Source organism: Pseudomonas sp. LBUM1669, assembly GCF_059695705.1.
The window spans coordinates 3,463,055-3,480,644 of sequence record NZ_CP166784.1; the positions used below are offsets into that span (position 1 = coordinate 3,463,055).

Annotated in this window: 12 protein-coding genes; 8 read left to right on the plus strand and 4 right to left on the minus strand. The window is 60.9% G+C overall.

Annotated features, from left to right (window positions below):
• Positions 1–142: 142 nt before the first annotated feature.
• The 3 genes from ACA051_RS16130 to ACA051_RS16140 form a co-directional block, all read right to left on the minus strand.
• Positions 143–976 (minus strand): SDR family NAD(P)-dependent oxidoreductase, encoded by an 834-nt coding sequence (locus ACA051_RS16130; protein WP_497370830.1) that lies wholly within the window; start codon positions 974–976, stop codon positions 143–145.
• Between the two features lie 126 nt (positions 977–1,102).
• Positions 1,103–2,239, minus strand: a complete 1,137-nt coding sequence (locus ACA051_RS16135) for a glycerate kinase (protein ID WP_497370832.1) — start codon at positions 2,237–2,239, stop codon at positions 1,103–1,105.
• A gap of 289 nt (positions 2,240–2,528) precedes the next feature.
• Positions 2,529–3,641: a sugar diacid recognition domain-containing protein gene (locus tag ACA051_RS16140; RefSeq protein ID WP_497303099.1), complete on the minus strand. Its 1,113-nt coding sequence runs from the start codon at positions 3,639–3,641 to the stop codon at positions 2,529–2,531.
• A gap of 169 nt (positions 3,642–3,810) precedes the next feature.
• On the opposite strand from ACA051_RS16140, the gene ACA051_RS16145 reads away from it, so the two are divergent.
• Positions 3,811–5,121 carry an MFS transporter gene (locus ACA051_RS16145; RefSeq protein WP_497370833.1) on the plus strand — a complete coding sequence of 437 codons (1,311 nt, stop codon included), beginning with the start codon at positions 3,811–3,813 and terminating at the stop codon, positions 5,119–5,121.
• A gap of 367 nt (positions 5,122–5,488) precedes the next feature.
• On the opposite strand, the gene ACA051_RS16150 is transcribed toward ACA051_RS16145, so the two are convergent.
• Entirely contained in the window at positions 5,489–5,851 is a 363-nt protein-coding gene (locus ACA051_RS16150) for a DUF6124 family protein (RefSeq protein WP_497370834.1), read from the minus strand.
• A gap of 415 nt (positions 5,852–6,266) precedes the next feature.
• Here ACA051_RS16150 and ACA051_RS16155 point away from each other — a divergent pair, with 415 nt between their 5' ends.
• The 7 genes from ACA051_RS16155 to ACA051_RS16185 all read left to right on the plus strand — a co-directional run bounded on the left by ACA051_RS16155 (position 6,267) and on the right by ACA051_RS16185 (position 17,492).
• Complete coding sequence (locus tag ACA051_RS16155) at positions 6,267–7,166, plus strand: LysR family transcriptional regulator (RefSeq protein WP_497370835.1); 900 nt, start codon at positions 6,267–6,269, stop codon at positions 7,164–7,166.
• Positions 7,167–7,235: 69 nt separating this feature from the next.
• Positions 7,236–8,249 (plus strand): aldo/keto reductase, encoded by a 1,014-nt coding sequence (locus tag ACA051_RS16160; RefSeq protein ID WP_497370836.1) that lies wholly within the window; start codon positions 7,236–7,238, stop codon positions 8,247–8,249.
• A gap of 655 nt (positions 8,250–8,904) precedes the next feature.
• Positions 8,905–10,491, plus strand: a complete 1,587-nt coding sequence (glgA, locus tag ACA051_RS16165) for a glycogen synthase GlgA (RefSeq protein WP_497293564.1) — start codon at positions 8,905–8,907, stop codon at positions 10,489–10,491.
• A 16-nt stretch (positions 10,492–10,507) separates the two neighbouring features.
• Positions 10,508–12,304, plus strand: a complete 1,797-nt coding sequence (gene treZ / locus ACA051_RS16170; RefSeq protein WP_497370837.1) for a malto-oligosyltrehalose trehalohydrolase — start codon at positions 10,508–10,510, stop codon at positions 12,302–12,304.
• Entirely contained in the window at positions 12,301–14,379 is a 2,079-nt protein-coding gene (gene malQ, locus ACA051_RS16175) for a 4-alpha-glucanotransferase (RefSeq protein WP_497370839.1), read from the plus strand. The genes treZ and malQ overlap by 4 nt, the downstream gene beginning before the upstream one ends.
• Positions 14,376–17,153, plus strand: a complete 2,778-nt coding sequence (locus tag ACA051_RS16180; RefSeq protein ID WP_497370841.1) for a malto-oligosyltrehalose synthase — start codon at positions 14,376–14,378, stop codon at positions 17,151–17,153. Before malQ ends, ACA051_RS16180 begins: the two co-directional genes overlap by 4 nt.
• 21 nt (positions 17,154–17,174) lie before the next feature.
• The gene (locus ACA051_RS16185; protein WP_497303110.1) at positions 17,175–17,492 is read left to right on the plus strand and encodes a DUF2934 domain-containing protein; all 318 of its coding nucleotides are present in this window, start codon (positions 17,175–17,177) and stop codon (positions 17,490–17,492) included.
• Positions 17,493–17,590: the final 98 nt, after the last annotated feature.

A 17,590-nucleotide genomic window follows, 5' to 3' on the forward strand; every position in this document is an offset into this window, starting at 1 on the left:
TTTCAGCCGGGCGCCACTGTTGTAATAGGTTTGTGTGCGCCTATTAGGTGTATCGGCTGGGGTGAGGCTTCTTGCAGGGCATGCAGAGAAATATTTTCAATGCTTCAGAGGTGACCCACTTACGGAACACCTGTTGAACCGTTCATTTCGAATCGTTGCGCTTCAGGAGCCATGCATTCAGCGCTTGGGCATAGCTCTGGCGTTCGGCGCACTCCATGGCGTAGAGATCGTCGTAAATGGTCAGATATTGGCCATTTAGCGCGTCATAGCATCCCGCTGCCAGTTCGAGCACCCGTCCCACCCCTTTTTGCGAGCCGTCCATTTCGCGACGCGCCCCCTGCATAGAACTGCCGGTGACCGGGCATGGCGTCATCAAGTCCGTCAGCAGACCACTGTTATCAATCAAGCCGGGGTAGAAGGCGAACGTCCGGACGCCGCGAGGCGCGGCGCGAACCGCCAGATCTTCAGTGAAACCGGTCAACTTGAACTTCGCGACGGTAAACGCCGAGGGAAACCCCTGCTGTGCACCGACCATCTGCAGGCTGTTGATGATCCTGCCGGTGCCGTGGAGGCTCATTCGAGTTAACGCTTGCTCACACCATGCATGGCTGCCCAGCATATGCGTGTCCACGACACGCCATTCAGGATCGCCATCGGCTATCCAGGCTTTACCGATCGGCCACCGGTTTTCTGCATGGTTGAGTAACAGACTGACCGGCCCCAGGTTGCGCTCGATGTCATCAAATGCCCGCGCGATTGAGTCCTGATCGGTGCTGTCGACACACAGCCCGAGCGCCTGGCAGCCGTCACGCTGCAAAGAGGTTACAGCGTGGTCCAACGCTTCCTGCTGACTGGCCTGCAACACAACCTGAGCGCCTTGCTTTGCCAATGCCCGCGCACAAAGCCTGGCAAACGGCTGATTCGCACCCGTAATCAGTGCGATTGTCCCCTTGAGGGATGGAAGAGCCGATGACATGCGAAAATCCCTGTCGCAATCTGAAACTTCGGAGCCTACGCAGCAAAAGACCTCCCGCCTACTGTCAGATATGACAGTAGACAAGCCTGCTTTTTGGCTGGCTGCTCGCGACTGGGGAGTCAGGCGTCATGCCTTTGCGCAGCGCCAGACCCGCGCAATATCACTGGCCCGATCACGTAACAACCGCGGTGCCTCAGTACAGGCCTGCTCGAGCGTCATCGGCCCGTTGGCCAAGGCAAACGCGGCATCAATGCCGTGTTCATACAGATCCTGATAACCCTCACCCAAGGTCCCCGCGATCACAATCACTGGCACGCCCTGCTCCCGGGCTATACGCGCCACGCCAAACGGTGTTTTGCCGCGCAAGGTCTGTGCATCGAAACGCCCTTCGCCGGTGATCACCAGGTCGGCGCCCTTCACGGCTTCAGCCAGCCCGACCAACTCGGCGACGACGTCCACGCCGGCCTTGAATTGCGCGTCCAGAAACGCCTTCGCCGCGAACCCCAAACCGCCCGCCGCGCCGCTGCCCGGTTCGTCCTTGACGTCTTTGCCCAAGGCCCGGGCGCACAGCTCGGCGAAGTGCCCGAGGGCAGCGTCCAATTGGCGGACTTGCTCAGGCGAGGCGCCTTTCTGCGGTCCAAAAATCGCGGAAGCACCGTGCGGACCGCACAGGGGATTGTTGACGTCGGCCGCGATGTCGAAGCGCACCTCGGCCACGCGCGGATCAATTGCACTGAGGTCGATGCAAGCCAGTTGCGACAACGCCAGACCACCCGGGGCCAGCGCTTGTCCTTGTGCGTCCAGCAACTTCACACCCAGCGCCTGCATCGCTCCGGCGCCGCCATCGTTGGTGGCACTGCCGCCGATGGCCAGGATCACCCGTTGCGCACCGGCATCCAGCGCGGCACGAATCAGTTCACCGGTGCCAAAGGTGCTGCTGACGCACGCATCGCGCTGCCCCGGCGGCACCAACTGCAGGCCGCTGGCCTCAGCCATTTCGATGATCGCGGTGTGGGTGTGCGGTAACCAGCCCCAGGCCGCATCGACCCTGGCCCCGAGTGGACCGCGAACGGGCGTCCGGCGCCATTCACCTTCGCACGCTGCGAGAATCGATTCGACCGTGCCTTCGCCGCCGTCGGCCATCGGGCATTTGACCAGTTGCGCATCAGGCCAGACCTGCGCCAGACCGAGGGCAATGGCATCGGCCACACCTTGGGCACTCAGGCTGTCCTTGAACGAATCGGGGGCGATGACGATTTTCATGCGAATTCTCCAGTTCCAATGCATTCCATGCTGCCAGCAGCCCTGCACAATAACGCCGGTCCGCTGCACAAGCGGGGGTGGCGTTTATTGTTCATTTCTACAAAACCTCCCGGCCTACACATTTGTTGTAGCAGCTGCCGAGCAGCGCGAGGCTGCGTTCGGCTGCGAAGCAGTCGTAAACCCGGCAGGCGCGATTTACCTGACACACCGCAGTGCATGATTTCACGACTGCTACGCAGCCGAACGCAGCCTCGCGTTGCTCGGCAGCTGCTACAGAAACGGGGTTCGGTCAGTCGGTTTGCGGGAGAAGTTGGACACCAAGATACAGTGCGAGCATGCCATCCAGTTTCAGCGGATCAACCCCGCTCAACTCGGCGATCCGTTCCATCCGATAGCGCAAACTGTTGCGATGAATCCCCAGCGCATCCGCACATGCCTGACTCTGCCCGTCGTGCTCGCACCAGCTGCGTAACGTCGCCAGCAGTTGGCCGTTGCCGTCCTTGGCGATGACTTTGCGCAGGGGTTTGAGCAGCTCATCCAGCGCGTCATCGTTGCGATGCCGCCACAGCATCACCGGCAACCGATAACGGGTGAGCGTGAGCAAACGCGAACGCGGCAACACATCGCGCCCATACGCCAACAAGTCGCCGACCCGTCGATAACAACGACGCAGCCCGGACAACCCATCCGCCTGCCCACCCACGGCTATGCGCAAAATGTTCCAGCCCAGGCCGTCGAGTTTTTCCAGCAGCCGTTCATTCTCGATCGCCTGACTCGCCGGTCGGCACCACAGCAACGACGACTTCGCCGAACTCACGCACCAACTGTCCGGGTAACGCGAAGTCAGCCAGGCACTGAGCGCATCCACCGTCTGCCCGGGACCGTGTTCCATGCCCAACTCGAACAGATAAGGCACCCGCGTCATTTGCGGTTTCAGACCCAATTGCTGCGCTTCATCCAGCAAGCGCGGCGAATCCCCCGCCTCACTCAGCAGCAACGCCAGCAGATCATCGCAACGCTGACGCCGCCATTGCTGCTCGGCCTGTTGATTACGCTGGCCCACCAACATTTCGGCGGTCATCCGCACCAGTTCGGCATAGGTGCGCAGTTGCTCGGGTTCACCGGTTATTCCCAGCACACCGATCAAGCGCTGATCGAGCAGCAGCGGCAAGTTGATCCCCGGCTGCACGCCTTTGAGATGAATCGCCGTCTGCGCATCGATCTCCACCACCCGCCCGTTGGCCAACACCAATTGCGCGCCTTCATGGCGGGTGTTGATGCGCTCCGGTTCGCCGCTGCCGAGAATCAATCCCTGGCTGTCCATGACGTTGACGTTGTACGGCAGGATGGCCATCGCCCGGTCGACGATGTCCTGGGCCAGGTCGTGATCGAGTTCGAACATATCGGGATCCTTGCAAGCGTGATGGGACGGGTTGTTCACCCGCACAGGGCTGGGTGGCAAACCCTGTGCTCAGGCACAAAGACAGCAACCCCGAGGGTGGCCGAGACTCTCTGGGCGATCAACGTTACCCTGCGCATCGCAAAAAATCATAATAAAGAGAGAGCCCGCCATGTCACAGAGCGCCGCCGCTACCCAGGCCATCGTTGACGACAAAAACGCCGTCTACAAACGCATTACCCTGCGTTTGATCCCCTTCATCTTCATCTGCTACCTGTTCAACTACCTCGACCGGGTCAACGTTGGATTCGCCAAACTGCAGATGCTCGACGCGCTGAAATTCAGCGAAACCGTGTACGGCCTCGGGGCCGGGATCTTCTTTATCGGCTACGTGCTGTGCGGCGTTCCGAGCAACCTGGCCCTGACCAAATTCGGCCCACGGCGCTGGATCGCGCTGATGATGATCGTCTGGGGCACGCTCTCGACCTGCCTGCTGTTCGTCACCACCCCGACCGAGTTCTACACCTTGCGCCTGTTCACCGGCGCGGCCGAAGCCGGGTTCTTCCCGGGCGTGGTGCTTTATCTTTCGCAGTGGTTCCCGACCTTCCGCCGAGGCCGCATCATGGCGCTGTTCATGTCGGCGATCCCGGTGTCCGGTCTGCTCGGCAGCCCGTTCTCCGGCTGGATCCTCAACCACTTCGCTGCGGGCCAGGGCGGTTTGGCGGGCTGGCAGTGGATGTTCCTGCTGCAAGGCATTCCGACCGTGATCCTCGGCGCCCTCGCCTATTTCCTGCTGAGCGACAGTTACGCCAATGCCAAGTGGCTGACGCCGTTCGAGCGTTCGGTGCTGGAAGCCGACCACGCCATCGATCTGGCCAACAAACCGAAAACCACCACCGACTCGCTGCTGGCCGTGTTCAAGAACCCGGCGATCTGGGCCTTCGGCTTGATCTACTTCTGCATCCAGAGCGGCGTCTACGCGATCAACTTCTGGCTGCCGTCGATCATCAAGAACCTGGGCTTCAGCGATAACCTGGTGATCGGTTGGTTGAGTGCGATTCCGTATCTGCTGGCCGCAGTGTTCATGTTGATGGTTGGGCGTTCGGCGGACTTGCGCAAAGAACGTCGCTGGCATTTGGTGGTGCCGATGCTGATGGGCGCGGTGGGTCTGTTGATTGCCGTGAACTTCGCGACTACCCCAGCCATCGCGATTCTCGGTTTGACCATCGCCACCATGGGTGCCCTCACCGGCTTGCCGATGTTCTGGCCGGTGCCGACAGCGATGTTGAGCGCGGGCGCGGCGGCGGGCGGTTTGGCGCTGATCAACTCCATGGGGCAGATGGCGGGCTTCCTGAGCCCGTACCTGGTGGGTTGGGTCAAGGACAGCACCGGCTCGACCGATGCGGCGCTGTATCTGCTGGCGGGCGTGATTGTTTGCGGGAGTATGTTGGCACTGCGCATGACGCGGACGTTGCGGGTGTAAGGCATGATCGTTTACACAAACTTCAGGACACCCTCGCCCGGGACGCTCCGCGTCCCTTTCCAGAGCTGGAACGCGGTGCGTCCCTGGAAGCATTCCCTTACTGCACGTGGGAACGATCAACAAAAAACGGCCCTTTCGGGCCGTTTCTCATTTTGCACATGCACGCACGCTTATGGGGTCAGACACACTTTTGCAACCACACAGGCTTTTTTGGCGAGGGAGTTTGCTCCCGCTGGGCTGCGAAGCCGCCCCAAAAGCTGCAACCGCGAGCTCTCAGGCACACCGCGTAATCCGGTTTACGACTGCTACGCAGCCGAACGGGAGCAAGCTCCCTCGCCACAGGTTTGTGCTCTCTTAAGTACCTGCTTTAACCCTGCTGACCAAAGTTATCCAGCACCCGGTTCGCTGTGATCTCCGCCATCATGATGCTGTTCGAAATCCCCAAAAGCGCATAACGCGACTCACCCTCCAGATGATCCACCAACTGGTGAACCATCACATCGACCGACGCCAGCGTTTCGACCAGATACACCGCCAGGGTTTCGGTCGTAGCCTCAGGGTCCACGGAAAACAGGGTACTGCATGTTCGCGGGGTGGCTTTGATGTCGGCGTTGGACGGGAAGTGGAAGTCGAGCGCTCGTTCGGCGGCTTCGTTGAGCTTTTTTGAATCGGGGGATTCGTAGGGGGAAACGTCATCCGTTTCTGGTGGGTTTGGTGTTGGTTTGAACATAGATGAAACTCCTAATTGAGACTGAGGAGCCCTCACCTTCGCTACCAAACGAAGGTGGTGGCCATACGCGGGTTGGTAGACCGGCAATTAGGACCCGGCGCCCCCGAAGGAGCCCTGCGCATGGCCACCATAAAACAGAGACCTTAAGAGGCCTTCAAATGGTGACGCTTTGCGCCTAATTGCCGGGCTACCAAACCCGATCACTGATATTCAGCGACGGGGAAACGATAAAACCCAGGCCCAAGGCGCACAAGCCGGCGGATTCTGGCGCAGTCGTAGGCAACGGCGCAAGGTTATGTAGCCTTAGTACGTGTCTGAAGGTGTCCGTTAAACATTGCTGTTTATTACGCACCTCACCTTGCCAATCCACAAAAAATCCCGGTAAAAACGCCAGATCTTTAAAGGATTTTTACCAATGAGCTCGATCCTCGACCTGGAGATCTTCGTCCGCACCGCCGACTCCGGGAGCATTTCCGCCGCCGCCCGCACTTTGGAACTCACTCCCGCCGCCGCCAGCATCGCCCTCAAACGCCTGGAAACCCGCCTCGGCATCCGCCTGTTCGCACGCTCGACGCGCAGCATGCGCCTGACGGAAGAAGGCCGGCGTTATCTGGAAAGCGTGCGTATGGCCCTGGCCGCGCTGGCGGAAGGTGAGCAAGCGCTCAAGCATCAAACTCAAGGCTTGAGCGGCGTGTTGCAACTGGCCGCGCCTTCAGATTTCGGGCGCAATGTGTTGCTGCCGTGGCTGGACGATTTCAAGCGCCAGCACCCGAATATCCAGCTGCAACTGCTGCTCAATGACCGCCACTCAGACCTCTTTCGCGAAACCGTCGACGTGGCGTTGCGTTTCGGGGTGCCCAGCGATTCAACGCTGGTGGCGTTGCCGATTCTGCCGGGGCATCGTCGTGTGGCCTGCGCCAGTCCTGAATACCTCGCTCGCAACGGCACACCGAAAACGCCGGCGGACCTCAGCGAGCACAGCGCCCTGCTCTACCTGCGTAACGGCCGGCCTTATAACAGTTGGCGTTTTAGTCGGCAGGATGAAGTGTTGGAGGTTGAGGTGCGCGGCGACTACCTCACCGATGACGGCGAAGTGGCCCGCCGCTGGGTGTTGGCCGGGCATGGCATTGCCTACAAAGCTTGGCTCGACGTTGCCGCCGATGTGAAGGCCGGGCGGCTGGTGACGCTGTTTGATGACTGGCAAGGCGAAAGTGTGCCGTTCAATTTGCTGTGTCCGCATCGGGTGCAGGTCTTGGAGCGGGTCAAGGTGTTGCAGGCGTTTCTGCAAGAGCGTTGTCATGCACTTTGCCGATAAATTCACTTTTCTGCGCGCAGACGTTCTGGTATTTGATTGAAGCTTTCCCACCGGCAAAAGGATTTCGTCATGAGCTATCGCACGCTGGGTCATTCGGGTTTACAGGTGTCGACCCTGACACTGGGCACCATGATGTTCGGCGAACAGACCAGCACCGAAGATTCCCTGCGAATCATCGACAAGGCCTGGGACCAGGGCATCAATTTCATCGACACCGCGGACGTCTACACCGGCGGCCGTTCCGAAGAGATCGTCGGCGAAGCGATTGCCGGCAACCGCCACGAATGGGTGTTGGCGACCAAGGTCGGTTTCGGCCCGGTCGACGGTCTGCCGAACCGCAGCGGGTTGAGCCGCAAGCATATCTTCAATGGCCTCGATGCCAGCCTGACGCGTCTGGGCACTGACTATCTCGACATCTATTACCTGCACCGCGAAGACCACAACACGCCGCTGGAAGTGACCGTGTCGGCGATTGGCGATCTGATTCGCCAGGGCAAGATCCGGTATTGGGGGCTGTCCAACTACCGTGGCTGGCGGATTGCCGAGGTGATTCGGGTGGCGGACCAGTTGGGGGTCGACCGGCCCGTGATCAGTCAGCCGCTGTACAACATCGTCAACCGTCAGGCCGAGACCGAGCAGATCACGGCCGCGCAAAACTATGGTTTGGGCGTGGTGCCTTACAGTCCGCTGGCGCGCGGTGTGTTGAGTGGCAAATATGCGCCGGACGTTAAACCCGACGCCAACAGCCGCGCCGGTCGTGCTGACAAACGCATCCTGGAAACCGAATGGCGGGTAGAGTCGTTGCGCATTGCCCAGCAGATTCAGCGGTACACCCAGGAGCGCGGCGTGGGCATTGTAGAGTTCGCGATTGCCTGGGTGTTGAACAACAGCGCCGTCACATCGGCGATTGTCGGACCGCGCACCGAAGAACAGTGGGATGCATACACCAAGGCGCAGGCGGTAAAGATCACGGCTGAAGATGAAGCGTTTATTGATTCGCTAGTGACACCGGGACATTCCTCGACGCCGGGGTTCAATGATGTGAGTCATTTTGTGTCAGGGCGCAAACCGCGTACCGCCTGATATTTTTCGCGAGCAGGCTCGCTCCCAAAGGAATCGCATAGATCCTGTAGGAGTGAGCCTGCTCGCGAAAGGGCCATAACAGCCAACATCTCCGGTGCCTGTTAGATAGCCATCGCGAGCAGGCTCACTCCTACAGGGATCGCGTAAATCCTGTGGGAGCGGGCTTGCTCGCGAAGGGGCCCTTGATCCCGAACATATCGCACTGCAATGGTGCAATCCCCAGCAAAATTCGCCCGCTTCCGTGACCCGCAAGTCCCGTTTTGACCCATTCTGGAAAATAAACCTGCCCTTCGTCGGTGCGTTTCCCCCTACAAGCGCTGTGCCTTTACCCTCTTCCAACCGATTGTCGAACAATTTCGCCACTTGACCTGCCCCGCTCTAGGATCTGGCCTAGACTCATTTTCGCGAGGTAAAACCGGTCAGTCATCTGGTGGTAAAAAACTCGAAACTTTCGGTCCTGCCCAAGGGTCAGGTTAAAGGTAGGGCCACAGCGACTGGTGCATTCCTTGCAATGGCTCCTTCACCCTTTCTGCATTAGCGCATGGGGCAGCACTTGCTAACCGATGCGAAGCGCGTTTGCGCCCGGCCACAGGATTTGGCCACGATCACCGTTGGTGCCAGACCTAGAATTAGATCAACAACACGGGAGATTCATATGATTAGTGCGGCTTTAGATATTCAGGGAGAGCGTGCTCATCAGCAGGTCGGCGAATCAAGCGCCGTGAATGCTCCGAGCGCCCAATCGATCAGCGTACCAGGCACCAAAACGCTATCACCGGCTGCCAGTCAGAACCCGAACAGAAAGAAAGTGTTGTTCGTTACCTCCGAGATTGCCGATCTGGTCAAGACCGGCGGTTTGGGCGACGTTTCTGCAGCGCTGCCCCGGGCTATGTCTCACCTTCACGATGTTCGGGTGCTGATCCCCGGTTACCCGCAAGTGCTGCACAGTGAAAACCCGATCCATATCATCGGTGAACTGGGTGGGCATGCCGCACTGCCACCCTGCAAGATCGGACGCATGGACATGCCGGACGGTCTGGTCATTTACGTGTTGATCTGCCCCGAACTCTACGAGCGCGAAGGTTCTCCCTACGGCGCCAACAACGGCCGCGACTGGCCGGACAACCACATTCGTTTCGCCCGCCTGGGCCTCGCCGCCGCCGATATCGCCGCCAATCTTGCACAAATTCACTGGTGCCCGGATCTGGTGCATGCCCACGACTGGCCAGCCGGCCTGGCGCCTGCCTACATGCACTGGCGTGGACAGCGCACCCCGACGCTCTTCACCATTCATAACCTGGCGTATCAAGGTGTCACCAGCCTGGGTTCGTGCCCTGAACTCGGTATTCCAAACCATGCCTTGCAACAGGAAGGCATGGAGTTCTACGGCAAGATGTCGTTCCTCAAGGCCGGCATGGCCTATTCGAGCCACATCACCACCGTCAGCGCCACCTACGCCCAGGAAATCACCACGCCGGCCTTCGGCTGCGGTCTCGACGGCTTTCTCGCCGCCAAGACCCAGCAAGGCCTGCTCAGCGGTATTCCCAATGGTATTGATGAAAGCTGGGACGCCGCCACCGACCCGCACCTGTTCTGCCCGTTCGGCATCGGCGACTGGGACGGCAAAGCGGTCAACGCCGCCCATGTCCGCGACCTGTTCGGCCTGGAAGACTCCGAAGGCCCGCTGTTCGCCGTGGTCTCGCGCCTGGTGTATCAGAAAGGCCTGGACCTGACCGAAGCGGTCTCCGAATACATCGTCGACAACGGTGGCCAGATCGCGATCATCGGTCGTGGCGAGCCGGAAGAAGAACAAGCCATGCGGGAACTCGCCCTGCGCTTCCCCGGGCAAATCGGCGTGCGTATCGGTTTTAATGAAACCGACGCCCGTCGCATGTTCGCCGGCAGTGATTTCCTGTTGATGCCGTCGCGTTATGAGCCTTGCGGCTTGAGCCAGATGTACGCCCAGCGCTTCGGCTCGCTGCCGGTGGCACGCAATACCGGCGGTTTGGCCGATACCATTGAAAACGGCGTGACCGGTTTCCTGTTCGACGAATCCACGGTCGAGAGCTATCAAGAGGCCCTGAGCCGCGCGTTCAAGGTGTTCGCCTTCCCCGGGCTGCTCAACGCCATGCGGTGCCGTGCCATGGCCGCGCCTTTCAACTGGTGCAAGGCGGTTGAACCCTACGCCGAACTCTACGAACAACTCGTCGCCAAAGCCCTGGGTAAATCGGGCAAACAGTAAAAAGAGGTTTTCAACGATGCCGTTACGGACCCTTGAGACCTGGCCCCACGGCGCAATCATGCTGGACGCAGAACACACGCGTTTTGCCTTGTGGGCGCCAGATGCGTATTACGTCACTGTCGAACTGGAAGATGGACAATCCTTGCCGCTACTGCCTCAGGCTGATGGTTGGTTCGTGATCAAGACCCGCTGCCCGGCGGGTATGCGTTACCGCTACAACATTGATGGCGAGCTGGAGGTGCCGGACCCGGCCTCCCGCGCGCAGGCCGGGGATATCGGCGATCAGAGCGTGGTGGTCGATCCACTCGCCTATCACTGGCAAAACAGCACTTGGACCGGTCGCCCCTGGAACGAGGCGGTGATCTACGAATTGCACGTCGGTGCGCTCGGCGGCTTCAGCGAGGTCGAGCAGCACCTGGCGCGCCTCGTTGACTTGGGCATCACCGCGATCGAACTGATGCCGCTGGCGCAGTTTCCCGGCGATCGCAATTGGGGCTACGACGGCGTTCTGCCCTACGCGCCCCAAGCGTCCTATGGCACGCCCGAACAACTCAAACACCTGATCGACACCGCCCACGGCCATGGCCTGGCGGTGATTCTCGACGTGGTCTACAACCACTTCGGCCCGGACGGCAATTACCTGCATCACTACGCCAAGGGCTTCTTTCGCGAAGACAAGCACACGCCCTGGGGCGCGGCCATCGATTTCCGGCGGCGCGAGGTGCGGGACTTTTTCATCGACAATGCGCTGATGTGGTTGCTGGAGTACCGCTTCGACGGTTTGCGCCTGGATGCCGTGCACGCCATTGAGAGCCCGGACTTTCTCCAGGAGCTGGCGCAACGGGTTCGGCAACAGACCGATCCGGCGCGGCATGTCTGGCTGACGGTCGAGAACGAACACAACCAGGCCAGCCTGTTGGAGGAAGGTTTCGACGCGCAGTGGAACGATGACGGCCACAACGCCTTGCACGTTTTGCTGACCGGTGAAACCGACGCCTACTACGCCGACTATGCCGACAATCCCACGGAAAAACTGGCGCGCTGCCTGAGCCAGGGCTTCGTATTTCAGGGCCACGTGACCCGCCACGGGACAACACGGGGCGAGCCCAGCGGTCACTTGCCGCCCAGCGCGTTCGTGCTGTTTTTGCAGAACCATGACCAGATCGGCAACCGCGCCTTCGGCGAACGTCTGCATCAACTGGCCAACCTCGACGCCTTGAAAGCGGCGACCGCGCTGTTGCTGCTGTCACCGATGATCCCGCTGATGTTCATGGGCGACGAGTTCGCCGCCGAAGAGCCGTTCCTGTTCTTTACCAGCCACCACGGTGAACTGGCGGAGCTGGTCCGCGAAGGGCGACGTAACGAATTTGCAGCGTTCAGCGCCTTTACTGATCCTCATACGCGCGAACAGATCCCCGACCCGAACGCGCAGCAGACCTTTGAAGCATCGCGGCCAAAACTGAGCGCCACCCGGCAATCGGCCATGCAGGGCCTGTATCACCAGCTGTTGCGGATTCGCCATGACCACATCATCCCGCATCTGCCGGGGGCTCAGGCCTTGGGGGCCGAGGTGCTGGCCGAGGGTGCGGTGACGGCGCGCTGGCGATTGGGCAATGGTAGTCAGCTGCGCATTGACCTGAACCTCAGCGACACGCCAGTGGTCCACTCCCCACAGGCCGACGCCAGGTTGTTGTTCGAATCTGCGCCTCAGTCAGCCGGCCTGTTGGAACAGGGCACCCTTGCCCCGTATTGCGCGCTAGTCAGCCTCACGGCCGCGGCCCCCTTGCTACCCCCGGATGGAGAGCGCCAATGAGTGATGCGCAACTGGAAATACTGGCCAGCCGTGCCGGTTTGGCCGTCGACTGGATCGACGCCAACGGCCGTCCGCAGAAAGTCGCCCCCTCGGTATTGCGTAACGTCCTGATCGGACTCGGCCACCCTGCCAGCACCGCACAGGAAATCGACGCCAGCCTGCTGCAATTGCAGCAAGTGCAACAGACCCGGCACCTGCCGCCGCTCATTACCGCCGACTTCGGTGTCAGCCTCGACCTCGCGCATTTCTTTGAGCCGGAAACGCCGTGCGAGATCCACCTTGAAGATGGATCACGGCTCAACCTGAAACTGGATGCCGAGGCGATGCTGCCCGGCCTGGTTCCGGTCGGTTATCAGCACGTCAGCATCGACGGACAATCTTTTACCCTGGCAGTGGCACCGCCCCGTTGCTACAGCGTCGGCGATGCCGTCGACACTCCGATTCCACGCACCTGGGGTCTCAGCGTGCAGTTGTACTCGCTGCGTCGCCCTGGCGATGGCGGATTCGGCGATACACAGGCGCTGGAAGACTTGGCCCGAGTGGCCGGCGAACGCGGTGCCGAGGCGTTGGCGATCAGTCCGCTGCACGCGATGTTCGGCAGCGACACCCAGCGTTACAGCCCGTATTCACCGTCCAGCCGGTTGTTCCTCAACAGCCTCTACGCTGCGCCGGGCGCTATTCTCGGCGAGCGCGCATGGCGTACCGCGATTGACGCCACCGGCCTCGCTGCCGAACTGCAACACCTGGAAGAACAGCCGCTGATTGACTGGCCCGTGGCTGCCGAAGCCAAGCATCGGTTGCTGCAAGCCTTGTACGAAGGCTTCGTTCAGGGCGAACACCCGTTGCATGCCGACTTCAGCAGCTTCCGCCACGCGGCCGGTGAAGCCCTGGAAAACCACTGCCGCTTCGAAGCCATACAAGAAGCCCGCGCCGCCAAGGGTGAAACCCTCGACTGGCGCGAGTGGCCGGAACAATGGCGCGACCCGCGCAGTGCTGCCCTCGCCGAATTTGCCGAAGAGAACGCCGGGCGCATCGGCTTCTTCGCGTTCAGCCAGTGGTTGATCACCCGCTGCCTGGAGCGTGCGCAAACCGCCGCCCGCAGCGCGGGGATGAGCATCGGCCTGATCGCTGATCTGGCGGTGGGTGCCGACGGCGGTGGCAGTCAGGCCTGGAGTCGCCAGGACGAACTGCTCGCCTCATTGACCGTGGGCGCGCCGCCGGACATTCTCAACCGCGCCGGCCAGGGCTGGGGCATTTCCGCGTTCTCTCCTGAAGGCCTGGTGCGTAACGGCTTTCGGGCGTTCATCGAAATGCTCCGGGCCAACTTCGCCCACGCCGGCGGCTTGCGCATTGACCACGTCATGGGCCTGCAACGGCTGTGGGTGATCCCCAACGGTTCACCGCCCGCCGACGGCGCCTACCTGTATTACCCGGTGGACGACCTGCTGCGTTTGCTCAGCCTTGAATCCCATCGTCATCAGGCGATCGTCCTGGGCGAAGACCTCGGGACGGTCGCCGATGGCCTGCGGGAAAAACTCATCGCGCGCGCAATCCTCGGCATGCGAGTGCTGCTGTTTGAACAAGACAATTCGCACTTCAAATCGATTCTCGACTGGCCGGACAACGCCCTCGCGACCACCAGCACCCATGACCTGCCGACGCTCAATGGCTGGTGGCATGGCCGTGATATCGACTGGAACGCCCGACTGGGCATGGTCGATGCCACGGGTGAAATAGAATGGCGCCAACACCGTGAACGCGAGCGTGAAGGCCTGCGTCGCGTGCTGAGCGAAGACCCGCAAAACTTCCGCGAAGAGTCCCATGAGACCGACCAGATACTGGACGCGGCGGTACGCTTCCTCGGTCATACCCGCGCGCCGCTGGTGTTGCTGCCACTGGAAGATGCCTTGGGCATCGAACAGCAAGCCAACCTGCCCGGCACCATCGATGCGCACCCCAACTGGTCGCGGCGCTTGCCCGGCGGCAGTGAAGCGCTGCTCGATGACGCGGACGCCGCCCGGCGCCTGGAATTGCTCGCCTGTGCGCGACTTCAGGCTGGCGAGCGTGACCAATGAATCATCCGTTAATACAACCGCTGCGCGCGACCCTGCGGCTGCAATTTCATAAAGGCTTCACGCTGGATCAAGCCGTGCCGCTGGTGCCGTACTTTGCCAGCCTGGGCATCAGCCACGTTTATGCCTCGCCACTGCTCGCCGCCCGTGCCGGGTCCATGCACGGCTACGATGTGGTGGACCCGACCACGGTCAACCCTGAATTGGGTGGCGAAGCGGCCCTGCGCCGATTGGTCGCAACCCTGCGCGAACACAAGATGGGGCTGATCCTCGACATTGTCTCCAACCACATGGCCGTCGGTGGCGGCGATAACCCGTGGTGGCTGGATTTGCTGGAATGGGGACGCCTGAGCCCTTACGGCGAGTTCTTCGACATTCAATGGCACTCGCCCGACCCGTTGATGGAGGGCCAGTTGCTGCTGCCTTTCCTGGGTAGCGATTACGGCGTCGCCTTGCAGGACGGCGCCCTGCCCTTGCGCTTCGATGCGCAGCGCGGCGCGTTTTATGTCGAGCACTACGAGCATCACTTCCCGATCTGCCCGGCGAGCTACGGTGAACTGCTGCGATCCGACGACGAACAACTCCGGGTTCTCGCGGACCGTTTCAGTGCCTTGAGCTACCAGACCGACGCCCATGGCCTGGCGGGTCCGTTGAAGGCGCAACTGCGTGAACTGGCCAGCGACCCCGCGCTGCTGCTGTGCATCCAGCAAAATCTCGGCGCCTACGATTCGCAAACGCCTGAAGGTTTCCAACGGCTGCACAACCTGCTCGAACGCCAAAGCTATCGCCTGGCCAGTTGGCGCACGGCAGCGGATGACATCAATTGGCGGCGTTTTTTCGATGTCAACGAATTGGGCGGCCTGCGGGTTGAACGTCCCGCCGTGTTCGAGGCAACCCACGCGAAAATTTTCGAACTGGTGGCTGAAGGCCTGGTCGACGGTTTGCGCATCGACCACATCGACGGCCTCGCCGACCCGCGTGGCTACTGCCGCAAACTGCGGCGTCGGGTCGATACCCTGTCGCCCGACCGGCACCTGCCAATCTACGTCGAGAAGATCCTCGGTGAAGGCGAAACCCTGCACCGCGACTGGTCGGTGGACGGCACTACCGGTTACGAATTCATGAACCAGTTGTCGTTGCTGCAGCACGATCCCGACGGTGCAAAAAATCTCGGTGAACTGTGGAATCGCTACAGCGAACGGCCCGCCGACTTCCGTCAGGAAGCGCAACTGGCGCGTCAACAGATTCTCAATGGCTCATTGGCCGGTGACTTCGAGAGTGTGGCCCAGGCGTTGCTGCAAGTGGCCCGGGACGACCTGATGACCCGCGACCTGACCCTTGGCGCGATTCGTCGGGCGTTGCAGGAACTGATCGTGCACTTCCCGGTGTACCGCACCTACATCAGCCCGCGTGGCCGATCTGCCGAAGACGATGTGTTTTTCCAGCAGGCCATGGACGGTGCACGGCAAACCCTCGGCGAGGCCGATTGGCCAGTGCTCGATTGCCTGGCCGGCTGGCTCGGCGGTGAGCCGTGGCGCAAACGCCCGGTGGGCCGTCAGCGCAAGATCCTCAAACATGCCTGCGTGCGGTTCCAGCAACTGACTTCACCCGCTGCCGCCAAGGCTGTGGAAGACACCGCGTTCTATCGCTCGGCGGTGCTGCTGTCGCGCAATGACGTGGGCTTCAGCACCGAGCAATTCAGTGCGCCGGTGACAGATTTTCATGCCGTCTGCATCAATCGCCTGGAACAGTTCCCGGACAACCTGCTGGCCACCGCCACCCACGACCACAAGCGCGGCGAAGACACCCGCGCGCGGTTGGCGGTGTTGAGTGAACGCAGTGCCTGGTACGCCGAGCAGGTCCCGCTTTGGCGAACACTCGCCCGGCCCTTGCGTGACGACGATCAGATGCCCTCGGCGGGCGATGAACTGATCCTCTATCAAGCGATTCTCGGCAGCTGGCCACTGGACCTGCGCGTTGACGATCAGCCCGCACTTGAGGACTACACCAAGCGTCTGTGGCAATGGCAACAAAAAGCCCTGCGTGAAGCCAAGTTGCAAAGCAGTTGGAGCGCGGCGAACGAGCCGTATGAAAAAGCCATGCAGGTCTTTATCGAGCGCCTGTTGCTGAGCCCGGAGGGTGAGCTGTTACGTGCAGCCCTTGGCAAAGCGGTTCAATCCATTGCCGCTCCCGGCGCGATTAACGGTTTGGCGCAAACCTTGCTGCGCATGACCGTGCCAGGGATCCCGGACCTCTACCAGGGCAACGAGTACTGGGACTTCTCGCTGGTGGACCCGGACAACCGCCGGCCGGTGGATTACGCCAGCCGCCAACAGACGATGCAGGTGCCGTTGAATCTGCCCGACCTGTTGGCCAACTGGCGTGACGGGCGCATCAAGCAAACCCTGATCAAGCAGGTGTTGAACCTGCGGGCCGAGCATGCGGAGCTGTTTCGGCGAGGGACGTATCAAGCCCTTGAAGTTGTTGGCAGCCAGGCCCACCAAGTGCTGGCCTTTGCTCGCGAATATCAGGGAAAACGGGCCATCGTGATCGTACCGATACGTTGCGCCCCGCTGCTGGAAAACAGTGCCGAACCACGGGTTGACGCGCTGGGCTGGGGCGATACGCGGGTCAAATTACCGTTCGCCGCCTCTGAGGAAAATCTGAAGGGACTTTTTTCAAGCACAACAGTCACACACCACAGGGAGCTGAACATCAGCGCCGCGCTGGGGGATTTCCCGGTCAATCTCTTTATTCAAACGTTTACCCAAGCTTGAGTTCAGTTCAGGAGTATTGCGATGAGTACCGACGATAAACGCGTTCGCGAATTTGCCTATCAAATCTGGGAATCGGAAGGAAAACCCGAAGGCCAGGAAGCCCGGCACTGGGAGATGGCGCGCAAGCTCGCTGAAGCCGAAGCCCTGGCCCCCAAAAGATCGCCCAAGGCTGCCGGCAGTAAAACGGCTGCCAAACCTGCTGCGGCCAAAGCCGCCAATGGCAAGGTCCCGGAGCCGAAAGCCAAGGCCAAGCCTGCTGCGGCCTCGAAGGTGATTCCGCCTGGCGAAAAAGCTGCCGAGAAGAAGCCTAAAGCAGCGCGCAAACCGCCTGCTGTCTGACGCCTCACTATCGCGTCCTGTTTGACCTCGTGGCCAGCCCGCTGGCCACCGTGGGCTCGCTCGCCCACGAATAACCTGTAGGAGCGAGGCTTGCCCGC

Coding starts and splice junctions, on each gene's coding strand:
- ACA051_RS16135 (WP_497370832.1), bottom strand. CDS start 2,239: ATGAAAATCGTCATCGCCCCCGATTCGTTCAAGGACAGCCTGAGTGCC.
- ACA051_RS16145 (WP_497370833.1), top strand. CDS start 3,811: ATGTCACAGAGCGCCGCCGCTACCCAGGCCATCGTTGACGACAAAAAC.
- glgA (WP_497293564.1), top strand. CDS start 8,905: ATGATTAGTGCGGCTTTAGATATTCAGGGAGAGCGTGCTCATCAGCAG.
- ACA051_RS16150 (WP_497370834.1), bottom strand. CDS start 5,851: ATGTTCAAACCAACACCAAACCCACCAGAAACGGATGACGTTTCCCCC.
- ACA051_RS16185 (WP_497303110.1), top strand. CDS start 17,175: ATGAGTACCGACGATAAACGCGTTCGCGAATTTGCCTATCAAATCTGG.
- treZ (WP_497370837.1), top strand. CDS start 10,508: ATGCCGTTACGGACCCTTGAGACCTGGCCCCACGGCGCAATCATGCTG.
- ACA051_RS16140 (WP_497303099.1), bottom strand. CDS start 3,641: ATGTTCGAACTCGATCACGACCTGGCCCAGGACATCGTCGACCGGGCG.
- ACA051_RS16180 (WP_497370841.1), top strand. CDS start 14,376: ATGAATCATCCGTTAATACAACCGCTGCGCGCGACCCTGCGGCTGCAA.
- ACA051_RS16160 (WP_497370836.1), top strand. CDS start 7,236: ATGAGCTATCGCACGCTGGGTCATTCGGGTTTACAGGTGTCGACCCTG.
- ACA051_RS16155 (WP_497370835.1), top strand. CDS start 6,267: ATGAGCTCGATCCTCGACCTGGAGATCTTCGTCCGCACCGCCGACTCC.
- malQ (WP_497370839.1), top strand. CDS start 12,301: ATGAGTGATGCGCAACTGGAAATACTGGCCAGCCGTGCCGGTTTGGCC.
- ACA051_RS16130 (WP_497370830.1), bottom strand. CDS start 976: ATGTCATCGGCTCTTCCATCCCTCAAGGGGACAATCGCACTGATTACG.